This window comes from Protaetiibacter sp. SSC-01, assembly GCF_014483895.1.
In the GTDB taxonomy this organism is placed as follows: domain Bacteria; phylum Actinomycetota; class Actinomycetes; order Actinomycetales; family Microbacteriaceae; genus Homoserinibacter.
In genome coordinates this window covers 358284-373563 of the sequence record NZ_CP059987.1, presented here as the reverse complement: position 1 = coordinate 373563, position 15280 = coordinate 358284, and the positions used below count along the sequence as shown (strand labels likewise).

17 protein-coding genes are annotated in these 15280 nt (G+C 68.6%); all 17 read right to left on the bottom strand.

Annotation, left to right across the window (positions count from 1 at the left end):
• Positions 1 to 12 precede the first annotated feature (12 nt).
• The 17 genes from rpsS to pilM all read right to left on the bottom strand — a co-directional run bounded on the left by rpsS (position 13) and on the right by pilM (position 15259).
• On the bottom strand, positions 13 to 294 hold the full coding sequence (gene rpsS, locus H4J02_RS01720; protein ID WP_187675414.1) for a 30S ribosomal protein S19: 282 nt from the start codon (positions 292 to 294) through the stop codon (positions 13 to 15).
• Positions 295 to 306: 12 nt separating this feature from the next.
• Positions 307 to 1146: a 50S ribosomal protein L2 gene (gene rplB, locus H4J02_RS01715; protein ID WP_187675413.1), complete on the bottom strand. Its 840-nt coding sequence runs from the start codon at positions 1144 to 1146 to the stop codon at positions 307 to 309.
• 18 nt (positions 1147 to 1164) lie between these two features.
• Complete coding sequence (gene rplW / locus H4J02_RS01710; RefSeq protein ID WP_147900678.1) at positions 1165 to 1464, bottom strand: 50S ribosomal protein L23; 300 nt, start codon at positions 1462 to 1464, stop codon at positions 1165 to 1167.
• The gene (gene rplD, locus H4J02_RS01705) at positions 1461 to 2114 is read right to left on the bottom strand and encodes a 50S ribosomal protein L4 (protein WP_187675412.1); all 654 of its coding nucleotides are present in this window, start codon (positions 2112 to 2114) and stop codon (positions 1461 to 1463) included. The genes rplW and rplD overlap by 4 nt, the downstream gene beginning before the upstream one ends.
• Positions 2115 to 2116: 2 nt before the next feature.
• Complete coding sequence (gene rplC, locus H4J02_RS01700; RefSeq protein ID WP_187675411.1) at positions 2117 to 2767, bottom strand: 50S ribosomal protein L3; 651 nt, start codon at positions 2765 to 2767, stop codon at positions 2117 to 2119.
• A 32-nt stretch (positions 2768 to 2799) separates the two neighbouring features.
• Positions 2800 to 3108, bottom strand: a complete 309-nt coding sequence (gene rpsJ, locus H4J02_RS01695; protein ID WP_120761912.1) for a 30S ribosomal protein S10 — start codon at positions 3106 to 3108, stop codon at positions 2800 to 2802.
• A 399-nt stretch (positions 3109 to 3507) separates the two neighbouring features.
• Complete coding sequence (locus H4J02_RS01690; protein ID WP_187675410.1) at positions 3508 to 4455, bottom strand: hypothetical protein; 948 nt, start codon at positions 4453 to 4455, stop codon at positions 3508 to 3510.
• 189 nt (positions 4456 to 4644) lie between these two features.
• A complete protein-coding gene (locus tag H4J02_RS01685) occupies positions 4645 to 5553 on the bottom strand; it encodes a DMT family transporter (protein WP_262406174.1) in 909 nt (302 codons plus the stop codon).
• Between the two features lie 51 nt (positions 5554 to 5604).
• Complete coding sequence (locus tag H4J02_RS01680) at positions 5605 to 6576, bottom strand: DNA topoisomerase IB (protein ID WP_187675409.1); 972 nt, start codon at positions 6574 to 6576, stop codon at positions 5605 to 5607.
• Positions 6577 to 6777: 201 nt separating this feature from the next.
• Positions 6778 to 7971 (bottom strand): elongation factor Tu, encoded by a 1194-nt coding sequence (tuf, locus tag H4J02_RS01675; RefSeq protein WP_187675408.1) that lies wholly within the window; start codon positions 7969 to 7971, stop codon positions 6778 to 6780.
• 106 nt (positions 7972 to 8077) lie between these two features.
• Positions 8078 to 10192, bottom strand: a complete 2115-nt coding sequence (gene fusA, locus H4J02_RS01670; protein WP_187675407.1) for an elongation factor G — start codon at positions 10190 to 10192, stop codon at positions 8078 to 8080.
• An 87-nt stretch (positions 10193 to 10279) separates the two neighbouring features.
• Positions 10280 to 10750 (bottom strand): 30S ribosomal protein S7, encoded by a 471-nt coding sequence (gene rpsG / locus H4J02_RS01665; protein ID WP_187675406.1) that lies wholly within the window; start codon positions 10748 to 10750, stop codon positions 10280 to 10282.
• Positions 10751 to 10755: 5 nt separating this feature from the next.
• Positions 10756 to 11124: a 30S ribosomal protein S12 gene (gene rpsL / locus H4J02_RS01660; RefSeq protein ID WP_147900665.1), complete on the bottom strand. Its 369-nt coding sequence runs from the start codon at positions 11122 to 11124 to the stop codon at positions 10756 to 10758.
• A 266-nt stretch (positions 11125 to 11390) separates the two neighbouring features.
• A complete protein-coding gene (locus H4J02_RS01655) occupies positions 11391 to 12776 on the bottom strand; it encodes an O-antigen ligase (RefSeq protein ID WP_187675405.1) in 1386 nt (461 codons plus the stop codon).
• Between the two features lie 61 nt (positions 12777 to 12837).
• On the bottom strand, positions 12838 to 13491 hold the full coding sequence (locus tag H4J02_RS01650) for a type 4a pilus biogenesis protein PilO (RefSeq protein ID WP_187675404.1): 654 nt from the start codon (positions 13489 to 13491) through the stop codon (positions 12838 to 12840).
• Positions 13488 to 14213, bottom strand: coding sequence for a hypothetical protein (locus H4J02_RS01645; RefSeq protein ID WP_187675403.1), 726 nt, complete (start codon positions 14211 to 14213; stop codon positions 13488 to 13490). Before H4J02_RS01645 ends, H4J02_RS01650 begins: the two co-directional genes overlap by 4 nt.
• The gene (pilM, locus tag H4J02_RS01640; protein WP_187675402.1) at positions 14210 to 15259 is read right to left on the bottom strand and encodes a type IV pilus assembly protein PilM; all 1050 of its coding nucleotides are present in this window, start codon (positions 15257 to 15259) and stop codon (positions 14210 to 14212) included. The genes H4J02_RS01645 and pilM overlap by 4 nt, the downstream gene beginning before the upstream one ends.
• Positions 15260 to 15280 lie beyond the last annotated feature (21 nt).

The following is a 15280-nucleotide window of genomic DNA, read 5'->3' as shown; positions in this document are numbered from 1 at the left end:
TCAGTCACCGCGTCAGCGGCGACGACCCTTCTTGTCGTCCTTCTCGTGTCCACGGAAGGTGCGCGTCGGCGCGAACTCGCCGAGCTTGTGACCCACCATGGTCTCGGTCACGAAGACCGGGATGTGCTTGCGGCCGTCGTGCACGGCGATCGTGTGGCCAAGCATGGCCGGGACGATCATCGAGCGACGCGACCACGTCTTGATGACGTTCTTCGAACCCGCCTCGTTCTGAGCCTGAACCTTGCGGAACAGGTGCTCGTCGACGAAGGGTCCCTTCTTGAGACTGCGCGGCATCTTCTACTACCTCTACTTGCGCTTCTTGCCGACGGTGCGACGACGGACGATGAGCTTGTCGCTTTCCTTGTTGGGGCGACGGGTGCGGCCCTCGGGCTGACCCCACGGGCTGACCGGGTGGCGACCACCGGAGGTCTTGCCCTCACCACCACCGTGCGGGTGGTCGATGGGGTTCATCGCGACACCGCGGACGGTCGGGCGGACGCCCTTCCAGCGCTTGCGGCCGGCCTTGCCCCAGTTGATGTTCGACTGCTCGGCGTTGCCGACCTCGCCGATCGTCGCGCGGCAGCGCAGGTCGACGTTGCGGATCTCGCCCGAGGGGAGACGCAGCTGGGCGTAGGGGCCGTCCTTCGCGACGAGGCGCACCGAGGCGCCGGCCGAGCGGGCGAGCTTGGCGCCCCCACCGGGCTTGAGCTCGATCGCGTGGATGACGGTACCGACCGGGATGTTCTTGAGCGGCAGGTTGTTGCCGGGCTTGATGTCGGCGGAGGCACCCGACTCGACGATGTCGCCCTGCTGCAGCTTGTTCGGCGCGAGGATGTAGCGCTTCGTGCCGTCGACGTAGTGCAGGAGCGCGATGCGCGCCGTGCGGTTGGGGTCGTACTCGATGTGAGCGACCTTGGCGTTGACGCCGTCCTTGTCGTTGCGACGGAAGTCGATGACGCGGTACTGGCGCTTGTGACCGCCGCCGATGTGGCGGGTCGTGATGCGACCGGTGTTGTTGCGTCCACCCGTCTTGGGCAGCGGCTTCAGAAGCGACTTCTCGGGCGTCGAGCGCGTGATCTCCGCGAAGTCGGCGACCGACGAGCCGCGACGACCCGGGGTCGTCGGCTTGTACTTGCGAATGGCCATGATTCTCTTCCCTGGTCCTTAGCCGACAGCCGTGAAGATGTCGATCGAGCCGGACTTGAGCGTGACGATGGCGCGCTTGGTGTCCTTGCGCTTGCCCATGCCGAACCGGGTACGGCGGGTCTTGCCCACGCGGTTGATGGTGTTCACCGAGGCGACCTTGACGCCGAAGATCTTCTCGATCGCCAGCTTGATCTCGGTCTTGTTCGAGCGGGGGTCGACGATGAAGGTGTACTTGCCCTCGTCGATGAGCCCGTAGCTCTTCTCGCTCACGACCGGCGCGATGATGATGTCGCGCGGGTCCTTGTTGTAGCCGCTCACTTGGCAGCCTCCTCGGTCTGGGCGCCCTTCGACGCGACGAAGGCGTCGAACGCGGCACGGGTGAACACGACGTCATCCGACACGACCACGTCGTAGGCGTTGAGCTGGTCGGCGTAGAGCACGTGCACGTTGGCGAGGTTGCGGACGCTGAGCGCGCCGACCTCGTCGTCACGGTCGATCACGACGAGCACGTTCTTGACGGCGCCGAGACCCGCGAGGACGTCGGCCGCGGCCTTCGTCGAGGGAGCGTCGATGCCGAAGTCGGAGACGACGTGGATGCGCTCGCCGCGGGCACGGTCGGAGAGGACGCCGAGCAGAGCAGCGGCGATCATCTTCTTGGGGGTGCGCTGCGAGTAGTCGCGCGGCACCGGTCCGTGGACGATGCCACCGCCGGTGTGCTCGGGGGCGCGGATGGAGCCCTGACGGCTGCGACCGGTGCCCTTCTGCTTGAACGGCTTGCGGCCGGCGCCCGAGACCTCACCACGACCCTTGGTCTTGTGGGTGCCCTGGCGCGCTGCGGCGAGCTGGGCGGTCACGACCTGGTGGATGAGCGGGACGTTGGTCTGCACGTCGAAGATCGCGCCGGGCAGCTCGACCGAACCGGCCTTCTTACCCTTGGGGTCGACGACGTCGAGAGTGGTAGCGGCCATGATCAGGCACCCTTCACGGCGTTGCGGACGAAGACGATGCGGCCGCGGGCACCGGGGACGGCGCCCTTGACCAGCAGGAGGCCCTTCTCGACGTCGACCGAGTGGACCTTGAGGCCCTGCACGGTGACGCGCTCGCCACCCATGCGACCGGCCATGCGCATGCCCTTGAAGACACGGCTGGGGGTCGAGGAGGCGCCGATCGAGCCGGGCTTGCGGTGGTTGCGGTGCGCACCGTGCGAGGCCGAGACGCCCTTGAAGTTGTGGCGCTTCATGACGCCCGCGAAGCCCTTGCCCTTGCTCGTGCCGACGACGTCGACGAGCTGGCCGGCCTCGAAGATGTCGACCGCGAGCTCCTGACCGAGCGAGTACTCGGCGGCGTCGGCGGTGCGGACCTCGGTGAGGTGGCGGCGGGGTGTGACGCCCGCCTTGTCGAAGTGACCGGCGGCAGGCTTGTTGACCTTGCGCGGGTCGATCTGGCCGTACGCGATCTGGACGGCCTCGTAGCCGTCCTTCTCGACGGTGCGGACCTGGGTCACGACGTTGGGGGTGATCTGGACCACGGTCACGGGCACGAGCTTGTTGTTCTCGTCCCAGACCTGGGTCATGCCGAGCTTGGTGCCCAGCAGACCCTTGGTCGTCTTCACAGCAGACATGGGTTTCCTTTGGCTTCCGGGTTCAGCTCGGGCTAGAGCTTGATCTCGATGTTGACGTCGGCGGGCAGGTCGAGGCGCATGAGCGAGTCGACGGCCTTGGGCGTCGGGTCGATGATGTCGATGAGGCGCTTGTGGGTGCGCTTCTCGAAGTGCTCGCGGCTGTCCTTGTACTTGTGCGGCGAACGGATCACGACGACCACGTTCTTCTCCGTCGGGAGCGGCACAGGGCCGACGACGGTCGCGCCCGCACGGGTCACGGTGTCGACGATCTTGCGCGCCGATGCATCGAGGCCGGCGTGGTCGTACGACTTCAGCCGGATGCGGATCTTCTGTCCCGCCATGGTCAGCTCTCTTCCTTGTTCCCGTACGGCACCGAATCGGCCCGCACATCCGCGCGCCCTTCGACGCGCACCGCTGTTCTTCTGTCAATCACCGACTCCGCCCGGTTCCACGGCGCGCAGGCGCACGCGTGTCCCCAGAGGGTTTCGGGATTCGATTGAAGCTTTGTCCTGCTCCTCGCGGCCCAGCCGCTTCCGATCGAGGATCGGGGGCTGTGCACTGCCAGAGGAGTGAGCCGCGCACCGGGCGCAGCGTGTTGAACCATGAAAGTCTGCCACACACCGGCATTTGCTGCAACCCGGGCGTGTCGCGCTCGGCGCGTCGCGCTCTCGACCCCCTCCATAGTTCCCGTTCCGCGTGTTTGCACCCGTTCCTTCGGGAACAAACACGCGGAACGGGGACTACCGCTGAGGGTGGTCGGGGCGATAGGAGGGGAGGGGGCGCAAGCCCAGGGAGAGGAGGTGACGGCGCAGCTTCTCGGGGTGGCGGAGCTCGTCGACACCCCACCTCGTGAACGCGCGCAGGTGGGGACGGATGTCGGCTTCGCGCTGCTTCTCCGCTCGGAACGCCTCGAGTCCGGTCCGCCCCTCGGCTTCGGCGAGGGCGCCGTACTTCCAGAGGCCATCGGCCTCGGCGCCGGCGCGGATCTGCGGCCACGCCAGGTCGAGGTATCGGATCCCGTTCGGCGTCGGAATCGGATGCTGTAGCACCGGTCGCGGGAAGCCCAGCTCCTCGATCGTCGCTCGACTCCACGACTCGAGCGACGTCTCCGCCTTCGCGTCGGCGAACTCGACGACCCGTCGCGCGCGAGCCCTCCCCGGCCCTGGCCGCGCTTCCGCCTCGGCGCGCAGGTCCTCGCGGCTCACGCCCGCGCGGAGCGCCGCATCCGCGACACATACGGCGTCCACGAACGCGCCCTCTGCCGCGACGTCGACGACGGTGCGAGCCAGACAGGTCACGAGCATGCCGTCGATCTCGACGATGTCACCGATCGACGGGGAGCGATGCACGACGACGCCGTTCTTCGTGCGCCGTCGCGACTCGGGTGGCTCCGTGATGTGGACCTGCCACGGCCATCCGTCCGCCACCGGCAGTCCATGGAGCAACGCCGCCGAGTGATGCGAGAGAACCACCGCCGAACGGCGCGTGCCGACGACCGCGACGACGCGCAGGCGGTAGGCGTCGTCGCGATCCGCGGCCTCCGCGGCGCGCCTTCGCGCGTACGCACCGCGGCGGAGCCGGACCAGCTGCTCGCGCCCTGCTGCACCGCGCAGCTGCTGGTCGGGGATGCCCAGTGCCCGCATCCGCTTGACGAGGGTGACGCCGGACTCCTGGGGCAGCTCTTCCATCGCGCCAGTGTGCGGCCTCGGCGCGTGGCCCGACCCGCCGGCTCGAGCACTCAGTGGATGACGCCCTCGCGCCTGGGATGTGCACGACATCCGCCCCGGGCAATAGTTCCCGTTCCGCGTGTTTGCACCCGTTCGTTCGGCAACAAACACGCGGAACGGGAACTAAGGCGGGGAGGGGGCGGCGGCGGCTCAGACGGGAGGCGTGGGCTCCGGGATGGGGACGCTGCGACGCTGCCGGAGGCGGCCCCCCGTGGCCGCGAGCCAGCATCCGACGATCACGAGCGGGAAGCCGATGAGCAGCTGCGGGCTGAGCTCCTCGCCCAGCAGAAGCGCGCCGAGCGCGATCGCGACGACGGGGTTCACGTAGGTGAAGAGCGGCGCCCGGGCGGGCCCGACCTCGTCGATGAGGGCGAAGAACGCGATGAAGGCGAGCGCCGTGCAGAGAACCGCGAGAGCAACGAGCGAGAGGCCGCTGCGGAGGGTCGGCGCCTCGCTCGGGAAGACGAGGGCGAACGGCAGGTAGAAGAGGCCGACGGCGCCGAGCGCGATCGTGATCGAGCCGAGCGAGGGCACGTCGGCGAGCTTCGCGGCGATGAGGAACGGGGCCGTCGCGTACAGCACGGCGACGAGCAGCACCTCCCCCACCGCGATGAGCCCGTCGACGCCGTGCACGAGCGCCGGGCCGCCGACGATGACGGCCACTCCCCCGAACCCGATGACGAGGCCGAGGAGACGCAGGGGCTTGAGCACGCTGCGGTCGCCGCGCACCACGGCGATGATCGCGGCGACGAGCGGCACGGTCGCGACGAGCAGCCCCGTCATTCCCGAGTCGAGGGTCTGCTCGGCGTGCCCGAGCAGGAGGAACGGGCCCGCCATCTCGATCGCGCCGAACGCGAGCACCCACGGCCACTTCGCGAGCGCGGGTCGGAGCGCGCGGCGGCGGATGGCGAACGGCAGCAGCAGAAGCGCCCCGCCGAGCGTGCGCCCCGCGACCATCGCGACGGGCGTGAAGGTCTCGACCGTCTCCTTGATGAAGAGGTACGGCACGCCCCACAGCAACGCCATGGCCGCGAACAGCAGCCAACCCCGTGCGCTCACCGCACCATCCTGGCGCACCCCGCCGACATCGCGCCCCCGCGACGCCGGCGACTATTCGAAGAGAAGAGCCCGCAGCTGCGACTCGACGGAGGCCGCCCGGTCGGCGTCGATGGTCACCCCGTCGCGGTAGAGGTCGAGGATGCGCGGGTCGATGTAGCTCGCGCGCGCGACCGCGGGGGTGTTGCCGAGCAGCTCGGCCGTCTGGCGCACCGCGGCCGCGATCGCGCGGTCCTGCGCCGACGCCGAGCCCTTCGGGCCGGTGCGGGCGAGCGCGAGCGCCGCAGCGCACGTGCCGTGCAGCGTGCGGAAGTCCTTCGCGGTGAAGTCGCCGCCCGTGCGCTCGCGGATGTCGGCGTTGATGTCCTCCGCGCGCAGCGGATGCGGCCCGTCGTCGTCGCGCCAGGCCAGCAGGCGCGCCCGCGGACCACGGCGCTTGAGCGAGGCGACGACGGCCGCGAGGTCGGGGTCGCTCACCTCCGACGACCACTCCTGACCGCTCTTGCCGGGGAACTCGAGGTGCACGATGCGGCGATCCTCGACCCACGCGTGCGCGCCGAGCAGGGTCGAGAGGCCGACCGATCCGTGCTCGAGCGCGTACCGCTCCGAGCCGACGCGCAGACGCGCGACATCGAGCATCCGGAACGCGGCGGCGAGCACGCGCTCACGCGGCAGGCCCTCGCGGCGCAGGTCGATCGTGACCCCGCGGCGCGCTGCCGGGAGCGACTCGGCGAGCGCGAGGGCGCGGTCGAACTTCTGGCGATCGCGCTGTTCGCGCCACGTCGGGTGGTAGAGGTACTGCCGTCGGCCCGCGGCGTCGACGCCCGTCGCCTGGATGTGGCCGTTGGGGTAGCTGCAGATCCACACGTCGGTCCACGCGGGCGGGATCGCGAGCGCGTCGATGCGTTCGCGCAGCTCGGGGTCGCCGATCGGGGCGCCCGTCGCATCCGTGTAGGCGAAGCCGCGCCCGCGGCGCACGCGACGGATGCCGGGCTCACCTGCCCGGGTGCGTCGCAGCCTCACCATGCTGTGAGTCTCGCGCGCTCACCCCTCGGCGGGCGACCCCTTGACACGGCACGCCGGGCACGCGAAAGGGCCCGGATCCAATCGGATCCGGGCCCTTCGCGATCAGTGAGGCGAGGATGAGGTCTCGACACGGCGGCTGCGCCGCCTGCTCGACCTGAGTCCTCCGGGCTCAACGCGCTGCGCGCATTGAGCCCTGCGGACTCACTTGATGATCTTGGTGACCTTGCCGGCGCCCACGGTGCGGCCACCCTCACGGATGGCGAAGCCGAGGCCCTCCTCCATGGCGATCGGCTGGATGAGCTCGACCGTCATGTCGGTGGTGTCGCCGGGCATGACCATCTCGGTGCCCTCGGGCAGCGTGATGACGCCGGTGACGTCGGTGGTGCGGAAGTAGAACTGCGGACGGTAGTTCGCGTAGAACGGGTTGTGGCGACCACCCTCGTCCTTGGACAGGATGTACGCGGTGCCCTCGAACACGGTGTGCGGCGTGACCGAACCCGGCTTCACGACCACCTGACCGCGCTCGACGTCCTCGCGCTTGGTGCCGCGGAGGAGCAGGCCACAGTTCTCGCCGGCCCAGGCCTCGTCGAGCTGCTTGTGGAACATCTCGATACCCGTGACCGTGGTCTTCTGCGTCGGGCGGATGCCGACGATCTCGACCTCGGAGTTGATGGCGAGCGTGCCACGCTCGGCGCGACCCGTGACGACGGTGCCACGACCGGTGATGGTGAAGACGTCCTCGATGGGCATGAGGAACGGCTTGTCCTTGTCACGCACCGGGTCGGGGATGTTCTCGTCGACGGCCTCCATGAGGTCGAGGATCGACTGCGTCCACTTCTCGTCGCCCTCGAGAGCCTTGAGGCCCGAGACGCGGACGACGGGGGCGTTGTCGCCGTCGAAGTCCTGCGAGGAGAGGAGCTCGCGCACCTCGAGCTCGACGAGCTCCAGGATCTCCTCGTCGTCGACCATGTCCGACTTGTTGAGGGCCACGAGCAGGTAGGGAACGCCGACCTGCTTGGCGAGCAGCACGTGCTCACGCGTCTGGGCCATCGGGCCGTCGGTCGCCGCGACCACGAGGATCGCGCCGTCCATCTGGGCCGCACCGGTGATCATGTTCTTGATGTAGTCGGCGTGACCGGGCGCGTCGACGTGCGCGTAGTGGCGCTTCGGGGTCTCGTACTCGACGTGCGAGATGTTGATCGTGATACCGCGCTGACGCTCCTCGGGAGCCGAGTCGATCGACGCGAAGTCGCGGGGGACGTTCACGGCCGACGGGTACTTGTCGGCGAGAACCTTCGAGATCGCCGCGGTGAGCGTGGTCTTGCCGTGGTCGACGTGACCGATCGTTCCGATGTTGACGTGCGGCTTGGTCCGCTCGAACTTGGCCTTAGCCACTTGGTGTCCTCCTCAGGACTCGGTCGCAGGCATCCGGATGGCTTTCCGGATGCTCGTGCTTTGGGTTGTTCTTACTGTAGTGGGGTTTGCTGGGCGGTGACCGGGGTCACTCGCCCTTGCTCTTCTGGACGATCTCGTCGGCCACGGCCTTGGGGACCTCGGCGTAGGAGTCGAACTGCATGGAGTAGACGGCACGCCCGGACGTCTTCGACCGAAGGTCGCCGACGTAGCCGAACATCTCCGACAGCGGCACGAGGGCACGCACGACCTTGACGCCGGTCGCATCCTCCATCGCCTGGATCTGGCCGCGCCGCGAGTTGAGGTCGCCGATGACGTCGCCCATGTACTCCTCGGGCGTACGCACCTCGACAGCCATGAGCGGCTCGAGCAGAACGGGGCTCGCCTTGCGCGCGGCCTCCTTGTAGGCCATCGAGCCGGCGATCTTGAACGCCATCTCCGAGGAGTCGACGTCGTGCGAGGCACCGTCGACGAGCGTCGCCTTGACGCCCACCGTCGGGAAGCCGGCGAGCACGCCGACCTGCATCGCGTCCTGGATGCCGTGGTCCACCGAGGGGATGTACTCGCGCGGCACGCGACCACCGGTGACGGCATTCACGAACTCGTACGAGGTCTCCGGGGTCACCTCGAGAGGCTCGAGGGTGATCTGGACCTTGGCGAACTGGCCGGAACCACCGGTCTGCTTCTTGTGGGTGTAGTCGTACTTCTCGACCGTCTTGCGGATGGTCTCGCGGTACGCCACCTGCGGCTTGCCGACGTTCGCCTCGACGTTGAACTCGCGCTTCATGCGGTCGACGAGGATGTCGAGGTGCAGCTCGCCCATGCCCTTGATGACCGTCTGGCCGGTCTCGATGTTCTGCTCGGTGCGGAACGTCGGGTCCTCTTCGGCGAGCTTCTGGATCGCCGTGCCGAGCTTCTCCTGGTCGGCCTTGGTCTTGGGCTCGATCGCGACCTCGATGACGGGCTCCGGGAAGGTCATCGACTCGAGGATGATCGGGTTCGCCGCGTCGCTCAGGGTGTCACCGGTGGTGGTGTCCTTGAGGCCGATGACGGCGTAGATGTGACCGGCGGTGACCGAGGGCACCGGGATCTCCTTGTTGGCGTGCATCTGGAAGATCTTCCCGATGCGCTCCTTCTTGCCCTTGGTCGAGTTGATCACCTGGGCACCCGACTCGAGCGCACCCGAGTACACGCGGATGTAGGTGAGGCGACCGAAGAACGGGTGCACGGCGATCTTCGACACGAGCGCCGAGAACGGCTCCTTCGCGTCGGCCTTGCGCTCGAGCACGACCTCGGCGTCCTTGACGTCGTGGCCCTGCACCGGCGGCACGTCGAGCGGGCTCGGCAGGAAGTCGATGACGGCGTCGAGCATGGGCTGCACGCCGCGGTTCTTGAACGCCGAGCCGCAGAGCACGGGGTAGATCTCGCTCGCGATGGTGAGCTTGCGGATCGCGCCCTTGATCTCGGCGACCGTGAGCTCCTCGCCGCCGAAGAACTTCTCGAGCAGCGCGTCGTCGGTCTCGGCGACGGTCTCGAGCAGCACCTGGCGGTACTCGTTGGCCTTGTCGACGAGGTCGGCGGGGATCTCCTGCACCTCGTACTTGGCGCCCATGGTCACGTCGCCCTTGGCGTCGCCGGGCCACACGAGGGCGCGCATCTCGATCAGGTCGACGACGCCGACGAAGCTCGACTCGGAGCCGATCGGCAGCTGGATCACGAGCGGCTTCGCGCCGAGGCGGCTGATGATCGTGTCGACCGTGAAGTAGAAGTCGGCGCCGAGCTTGTCCATCTTGTTGACGAAGCAGATGCGCGGGACGTTGTACTTGTCGGCCTGACGCCACACGGTCTCGGACTGGGGCTCGACGCCCTCCTTGCCGTCGAAGACGGCGACCGCACCGTCGAGGATGCGCAGCGAGCGCTCGACCTCGACCGTGAAGTCCACGTGACCGGGGGTGTCGATGATGTTGATCTGGTTCTTGTTCCAGAAACAGGTGACGGCGGCGGACGTGATCGTGATGCCGCGCTCCTTCTCCTGCTCCATCCAGTCGGTCGTCGACGCACCGTCGTGCGTCTCGCCGATCTTGTGGTTCACGCCCGTGTAGAAGAGGATGCGCTCGGTCGTCGTCGTCTTGCCGGCATCGATGTGCGCCATGATGCCGATGTTGCGGACCTTCGTGAGGTCGGTGAGCACGTCTTGTGCCACGGGGTGTTCCTTCTTTCGGGAATCGGAGAGTTCAGGCCGTCCGGATGTCGACCCTCGTCGGGTACAACATCCGGACGACCCGGATGCTTACCAGCGGTAGTGGGCGAAGGCCTTGTTCGACTCGGCCATCTTGTGGGTGTCCTCGCGGCGCTTCACGGCGGCGCCGAGGCCGTTGGAGGCGTCGAGGATCTCGTTCTGCAGACGCTCGGTCATCGTCTTCTCGCGACGCGACTTCGAGTAGCTCACGAGCCAGCGCAGCGCGAGGGTGTTCGCGCGGTGCGGCTTGACCTCGACCGGCACCTGGTAGGTCGAACCGCCGACGCGGCGGCTCTTGACCTCGAGGGTCGGACGGACGTTGTCGAGCGCCTTCTTGAGCACGACGACCGCATCCTGGCCCGACTTGGTGGCGACGCCGTCGAGCGCGCCGTAGACGATGCGCTGGGCGAGGTCCTTCTTGCCGTCGAGGAGGATCTTGTTGACGAGCTGGCTGACGACCGGCGAGCTGTAGACCGGGTCGGCGACGACGGGGCGCTTGGCGGCGGGTCCCTTACGAGGCATGTTCCTTAACCCTTCTTCGCGCCGTAGCGGCTACGGGCCTGCTTGCGGTTCTTGACGGCCTGCGTGTCGAGGGCGCCGCGGACGATCTTGTAGCGCACGCCGGGGAGGTCCTTCACACGACCGCCGCGGACGAGCACCATCGAGTGCTCCTGCAGGTTGTGGCCCTCGCCGGGGATGTAGGCGGTGACCTCGGTGCCGTTGGAGAGCTTCACACGGGCGACCTTGCGGAGGGCCGAGTTCGGCTTCTTCGGGGTGGTCGTGTACACACGGGTGCACACGCCGCGCTGCTGCGGGTTGGCCTTCAGGGCCGGGGCCTTGGTCTTGGTGACCTTCGGCGTGCGGCCCTTGCGGACCAGCTGCTGAATGGTGGGCAAAAGTGCTCCTTGCTCACGCTGCACGGTGACAGCTTGATGGTGGATCCATCGGGACCCGTCACCTCTCGGAGAACTCCGCGAGGACTGCAGACGGATATGCCGTGGGGGTCAGCCGCGACGGGTGCCGGGGCCTGGCCCTGTGGGGCATTCGGTGCGTTCCCATGCGCGACCCGCTCCAGCGGAGCGATTCTCAGGCATGGGGAACGTGCGCGAATGCACACACGCGGTCAAGTGTACCCGGGGGCGTAACCTGCCGCAATGTCGGGTCACTCGGGGCAGACGTACATCCCGGGGGTGAGCGGGCGCAGCGCCTCGCCCGGCACGGGGTCGGCGAGGTAGCCCGCGAACGCCGCCGCGAGCAGCACGGCCACGAGGCCGAGGTTCAGGATGGCGAGGCCCGTCTTGGGAGCGGGCCTCTCGGCGAACAGGGGCGCCGCGGCGAGGCCCCCCACGAGCCCCGTGATCGCGAGCAGCGCGGGATACGCCCAGTCGAAGTCGAACGCGGCGTGGCCCGCCGAGACGACGAGGCCGAGCAGCGCGCCCCAGCGCACCGGGTCCTCGCGCAGTTCGGCGCCGCTCGGGAGCCACGAGATCCGCCGCTCGACCTCGAGTCCCCGCGGGCGACGCAGCGAAATGACGACGAGCCACACGACACCGACGAGCACGGTGAGCACCGGGAGCGCGGCGACGGCCCCGCCCTCGGCCCACGCGAGCAGGTACTCGTTGTGCGGATGGGACGTGAGCGAGGTGTCGCGCACGCACTGGAGGGCACGACCGTAGGCCTGGAGCCCGATGCCGACAAGCGGCGAGCTCGCGCCGAGCCTGACGGCGTCGCCCCAGAACTTGATGCGCTCGGTGACCGATCTGCCGGCCTCCGCGTCGCGGCCGGTCAGGCCGCTCGTCGGGTCCCCCGCAGCGTCGGTGTTCGGGAAGAAGACCGCGCTCGTCATGAACACGGCCGTCAGCACGACACCGATGGGGAGCACGAGCCCCCGGACGGCACCCTTCCACCGTCCCGCGGCGAGCCCGATCACGACGGCGACGGCGAGGACGACGCCGAGGAGTGCCAGCGACGCGCGGGATCCGGATGCGACGACGCCCGCCCCGGCGAGGAAGGTGACGAGGAAGCCCAGTAGCGCGAAGATGCGGCGCCCAGCCACGGCGAGCGCCGCGGCGACTGCGATGCCGATGACGAGGTAGATGCCGAACTGGTTGTGCCAGTAGAAGGTGCCCCACATGAGCTTCGCGGGGTCACCGCCGCCCCACCAGGGGAACCAGGCGGTGATGTACTGATCGGCCACGAGCGCCGCCACTCCGATGCCGGCGGCGAGGCGGCGGCGGGGCGAACGCGCCCATCCGATGAGGGCGAGCGCGAGGAGCGCGCCGTAGGCGAAGCGCATCGACCGCGCCGCGCCATCCGCGTAGCCGTGGGCGACGGCCACGAGCACGAGGGAGACCGGCAGCGCGGCGGCCACGGCGTGGAGCCACCACGGGAGCCTCCAGCCGCGACCGACGAGATAGAGGGGAAGCGTCGCCACGAGGGCGACCGGCAGCCAGGGGCCCGCGAGTCCCGCGTCATGGCGGGCGACGAGTGCCGCGCCGACGAGGGCGATGACGAGGACGACGGCGTCGACGACCCGTCCGATACGCATGTTCATAGGAGAAGAGGGGCCGGCGGCCGCGACGGGAGGGACGCGGCCGCCGGCGGTCTCATCAGCCGGCCGCCGAGGCGTCCGAGTCGGATCCCTCGTCTGCGGTCTCAGCGGTCGCCACCACGGGTCGCAGAAGCACGTACATCGCGCCGCTGAGAGTCGTGGTGAAGGTGATGCCGTCGCCCGTGGTGCTGACCTTCGTGACGAGCACGAGGCGGCCGTTGGCCTGCACGCCGTGCGTGAAGGCGAGCACCTCATTCCACCCACCGCTGACCGAGAGCGACACGGGGACGAGGAGGAAGTTGTCGCCGTTGATCCGGCTGTCGGTGACGGGGGCCAGATCCTCATCCGTGGACCGACCGGGCGCCGTGTAGGGCGTGACCTCGTTGATGGAGATCTGCTCGATCGTGACGTTGGACGCTACAGCCAACCAGTTCAGGTCGGTGATGAAGTCGGCGCTGTCGACAGTGGTCGGGATGGCCACCTGCAGCTGGGCATCGCGCTCCTTGTACGCCGCGAGATTGTCCTGCTCGCGCTCGAGCTCGGCGATGGTCGCGCGGATGCTGTCGTTCTGCGCAAGCGCGGTCTTCCGCTGGGACTCCGCCTGTGCCTGAGCGGTCAGCTGGGGTGAGACCCCGAGGAACCAGCCCGCTGCGAGCACTCCGACGACGACCACGACCGTGATGAGGCCCCAGATCTGCGTGCTGAGCTTCACTCTCCGACCTCCTCGGTCTCAGCCGCTTCCGCCTCATCGGCGGTGAGGCGGTTGCTGTATGCCTGGGCGTCGATGTGCATCTCGATGCTCGCGGTGTAGCTGCCGTCGACGCCGCGCGAGACACTGCCCGGGTTGGCATCAACGAAACCGGGTAGCCCCTGCAGGCGGTTGAGCCAATCCGGGATCTCCGGCAGCGTCGAGCTCTTCGCGGAGAACTGGAGCGTCGCGATGCGGTTTCCCTGCAACGGGATGGAAGATTGCGGGTACTGCTCTGTGACGGTCGAGGCATCGACCGTGAAGCTCTCGAGCAGCACACCTTCGGGCAGCGACGCCTGGACGCGTCCGAGGTAGTCCTGCCAGTCGATCTCTGTCGACCCTCCGACTCGCAGGGCCGCCTCGCCCAGTTCGACGGCGCGGATGGCCTGCTGCACCTCTGCGTACTGCTGCTGTTGCAGAAGCAGGTCGGCAGTGCGCGCCTGTTCGGCCTGAGCCGCGAGAGTTGCCCCGAAGGCGAGGTACCACGCGCCTGCAGTGGCCCCGATCGCGAGGACCACGGCGGCGAACATGAGGAGGCGAAGTCCACGTTGGACACCGAGCTGGCGATTGCGCTCGCCGAGCTCCGGCGGCATGAGCGAGACGCGAGGCACCGCACCGAGAGCGACAGAGGTCTTGCGGTTCCCCGCCGCACGGGCCTGTGCAGGTGCATTCACTGTGGCGGTCATGCCTTGCTCCCCAGGGTGAGGCCGGCGGCGACGGCGACGCCGGAACTGCCTGCCGACAGTTGATCCGTGTTGACCGAACGCGCGATCGCGAGTCGGTCGACGGGCGCGGGAGCACGCACGGGCAGACGCGTCGCATCCGCGAGGGCCGTGGCGAAGCCGTTGAGCTCCGCGCCGCCGCCCGACAGGACGACGCGCTCGACCGCGGCGCCAGCCTTGCTCGAAAGGTAGAAGCTGAGCGTGTTGCGGATGGCGACCACCAGATCTCCCGTCGCCTCGTAGATGACCTCGAACGCCGGCCGCAGCTCGGGCCCCGCGCCCTGGGTGGCCAGGCCGAACCGCCGCTTGATCTGCTCCGCCTGGAACTCGTCCATGCCGAGACGCGACACCAGCGCGCGGTTGATGTCGTCCCCCCCGTTCTGGATGATGCGCACGAACTGCGGCACGCCGTCGACCGCGACGACCACCATCGTGGTCTCCGCCCCGATGTGGACGAGCGCGACCGCCCCCTGCGCGATCGGCCCGGTGAGGACCGAACGCGTGAGCGCGAAGGGGATGAGATCGACGTCGACCGGCACGAGACGTGCCTTCTCGACGGCCTCCACCATGCCGAGGACGCTCTCCTTGATCGCGGCGACGAGCAAGCCGTGGATGACCGGGTTGCCGTCCTCATCCGACTCGGTCGTCGGATAGAAGTCGAGAAGGGCCTCGTTGACGGGCACGGGGAGCACGTCCTGCACCTGGAACGGCAGCGTTTCTCGGATGCGATTCATCGGCATGCGAGGAACCGTGAGCTCGCGCACGAGCACGCGCGCGTTCCCGACGCCGACGATCACCTTGCGCGTCTTGAAACCTGCCTGGCTCCAGAGCTGCTTGAGGGCCGCGACGACGGTCTCCTGCTCCAGGACCTCGCCGCGGTTGACCGCGGTCGCCGGGACGGCGATCTGGTGATACCTCACCAGGGTCGGTCGCGCGGATGCCGCCCCCGAGACCTCCGCTCCTCTGATCACCCCCCGACCGAAGTCGAGCCCCACGATGGTCGATGCCATTGCCTTTCCTTTCCTCCCGTT

Coding starts and splice junctions, on each gene's coding strand:
- rpsS (WP_187675414.1), bottom strand. CDS start 294: ATGCCGCGCAGTCTCAAGAAGGGACCCTTCGTCGACGAGCACCTGTTC.
- rplB (WP_187675413.1), bottom strand. CDS start 1,146: ATGGCCATTCGCAAGTACAAGCCGACGACCCCGGGTCGTCGCGGCTCG.
- rplD (WP_187675412.1), bottom strand. CDS start 2,114: ATGGCCGCTACCACTCTCGACGTCGTCGACCCCAAGGGTAAGAAGGCC.
- rplC (WP_187675411.1), bottom strand. CDS start 2,767: ATGTCTGCTGTGAAGACGACCAAGGGTCTGCTGGGCACCAAGCTCGGC.
- rpsJ (WP_120761912.1), bottom strand. CDS start 3,108: ATGGCGGGACAGAAGATCCGCATCCGGCTGAAGTCGTACGACCACGCC.
- H4J02_RS01690 (WP_187675410.1), bottom strand. CDS start 4,455: ATGGAAGAGCTGCCCCAGGAGTCCGGCGTCACCCTCGTCAAGCGGATG.
- H4J02_RS01680 (WP_187675409.1), bottom strand. CDS start 6,576: ATGGTGAGGCTGCGACGCACCCGGGCAGGTGAGCCCGGCATCCGTCGC.
- rpsG (WP_187675406.1), bottom strand. CDS start 10,750: ATGCCTCGTAAGGGACCCGCCGCCAAGCGCCCCGTCGTCGCCGACCCG.
- H4J02_RS01655 (WP_187675405.1), bottom strand. CDS start 12,776: ATGCGTATCGGACGGGTCGTCGACGCCGTCGTCCTCGTCATCGCCCTC.
- H4J02_RS01645 (WP_187675403.1), bottom strand. CDS start 14,213: ATGACCGCCACAGTGAATGCACCTGCACAGGCCCGTGCGGCGGGGAAC.
- pilM (WP_187675402.1), bottom strand. CDS start 15,259: ATGGCATCGACCATCGTGGGGCTCGACTTCGGTCGGGGGGTGATCAGA.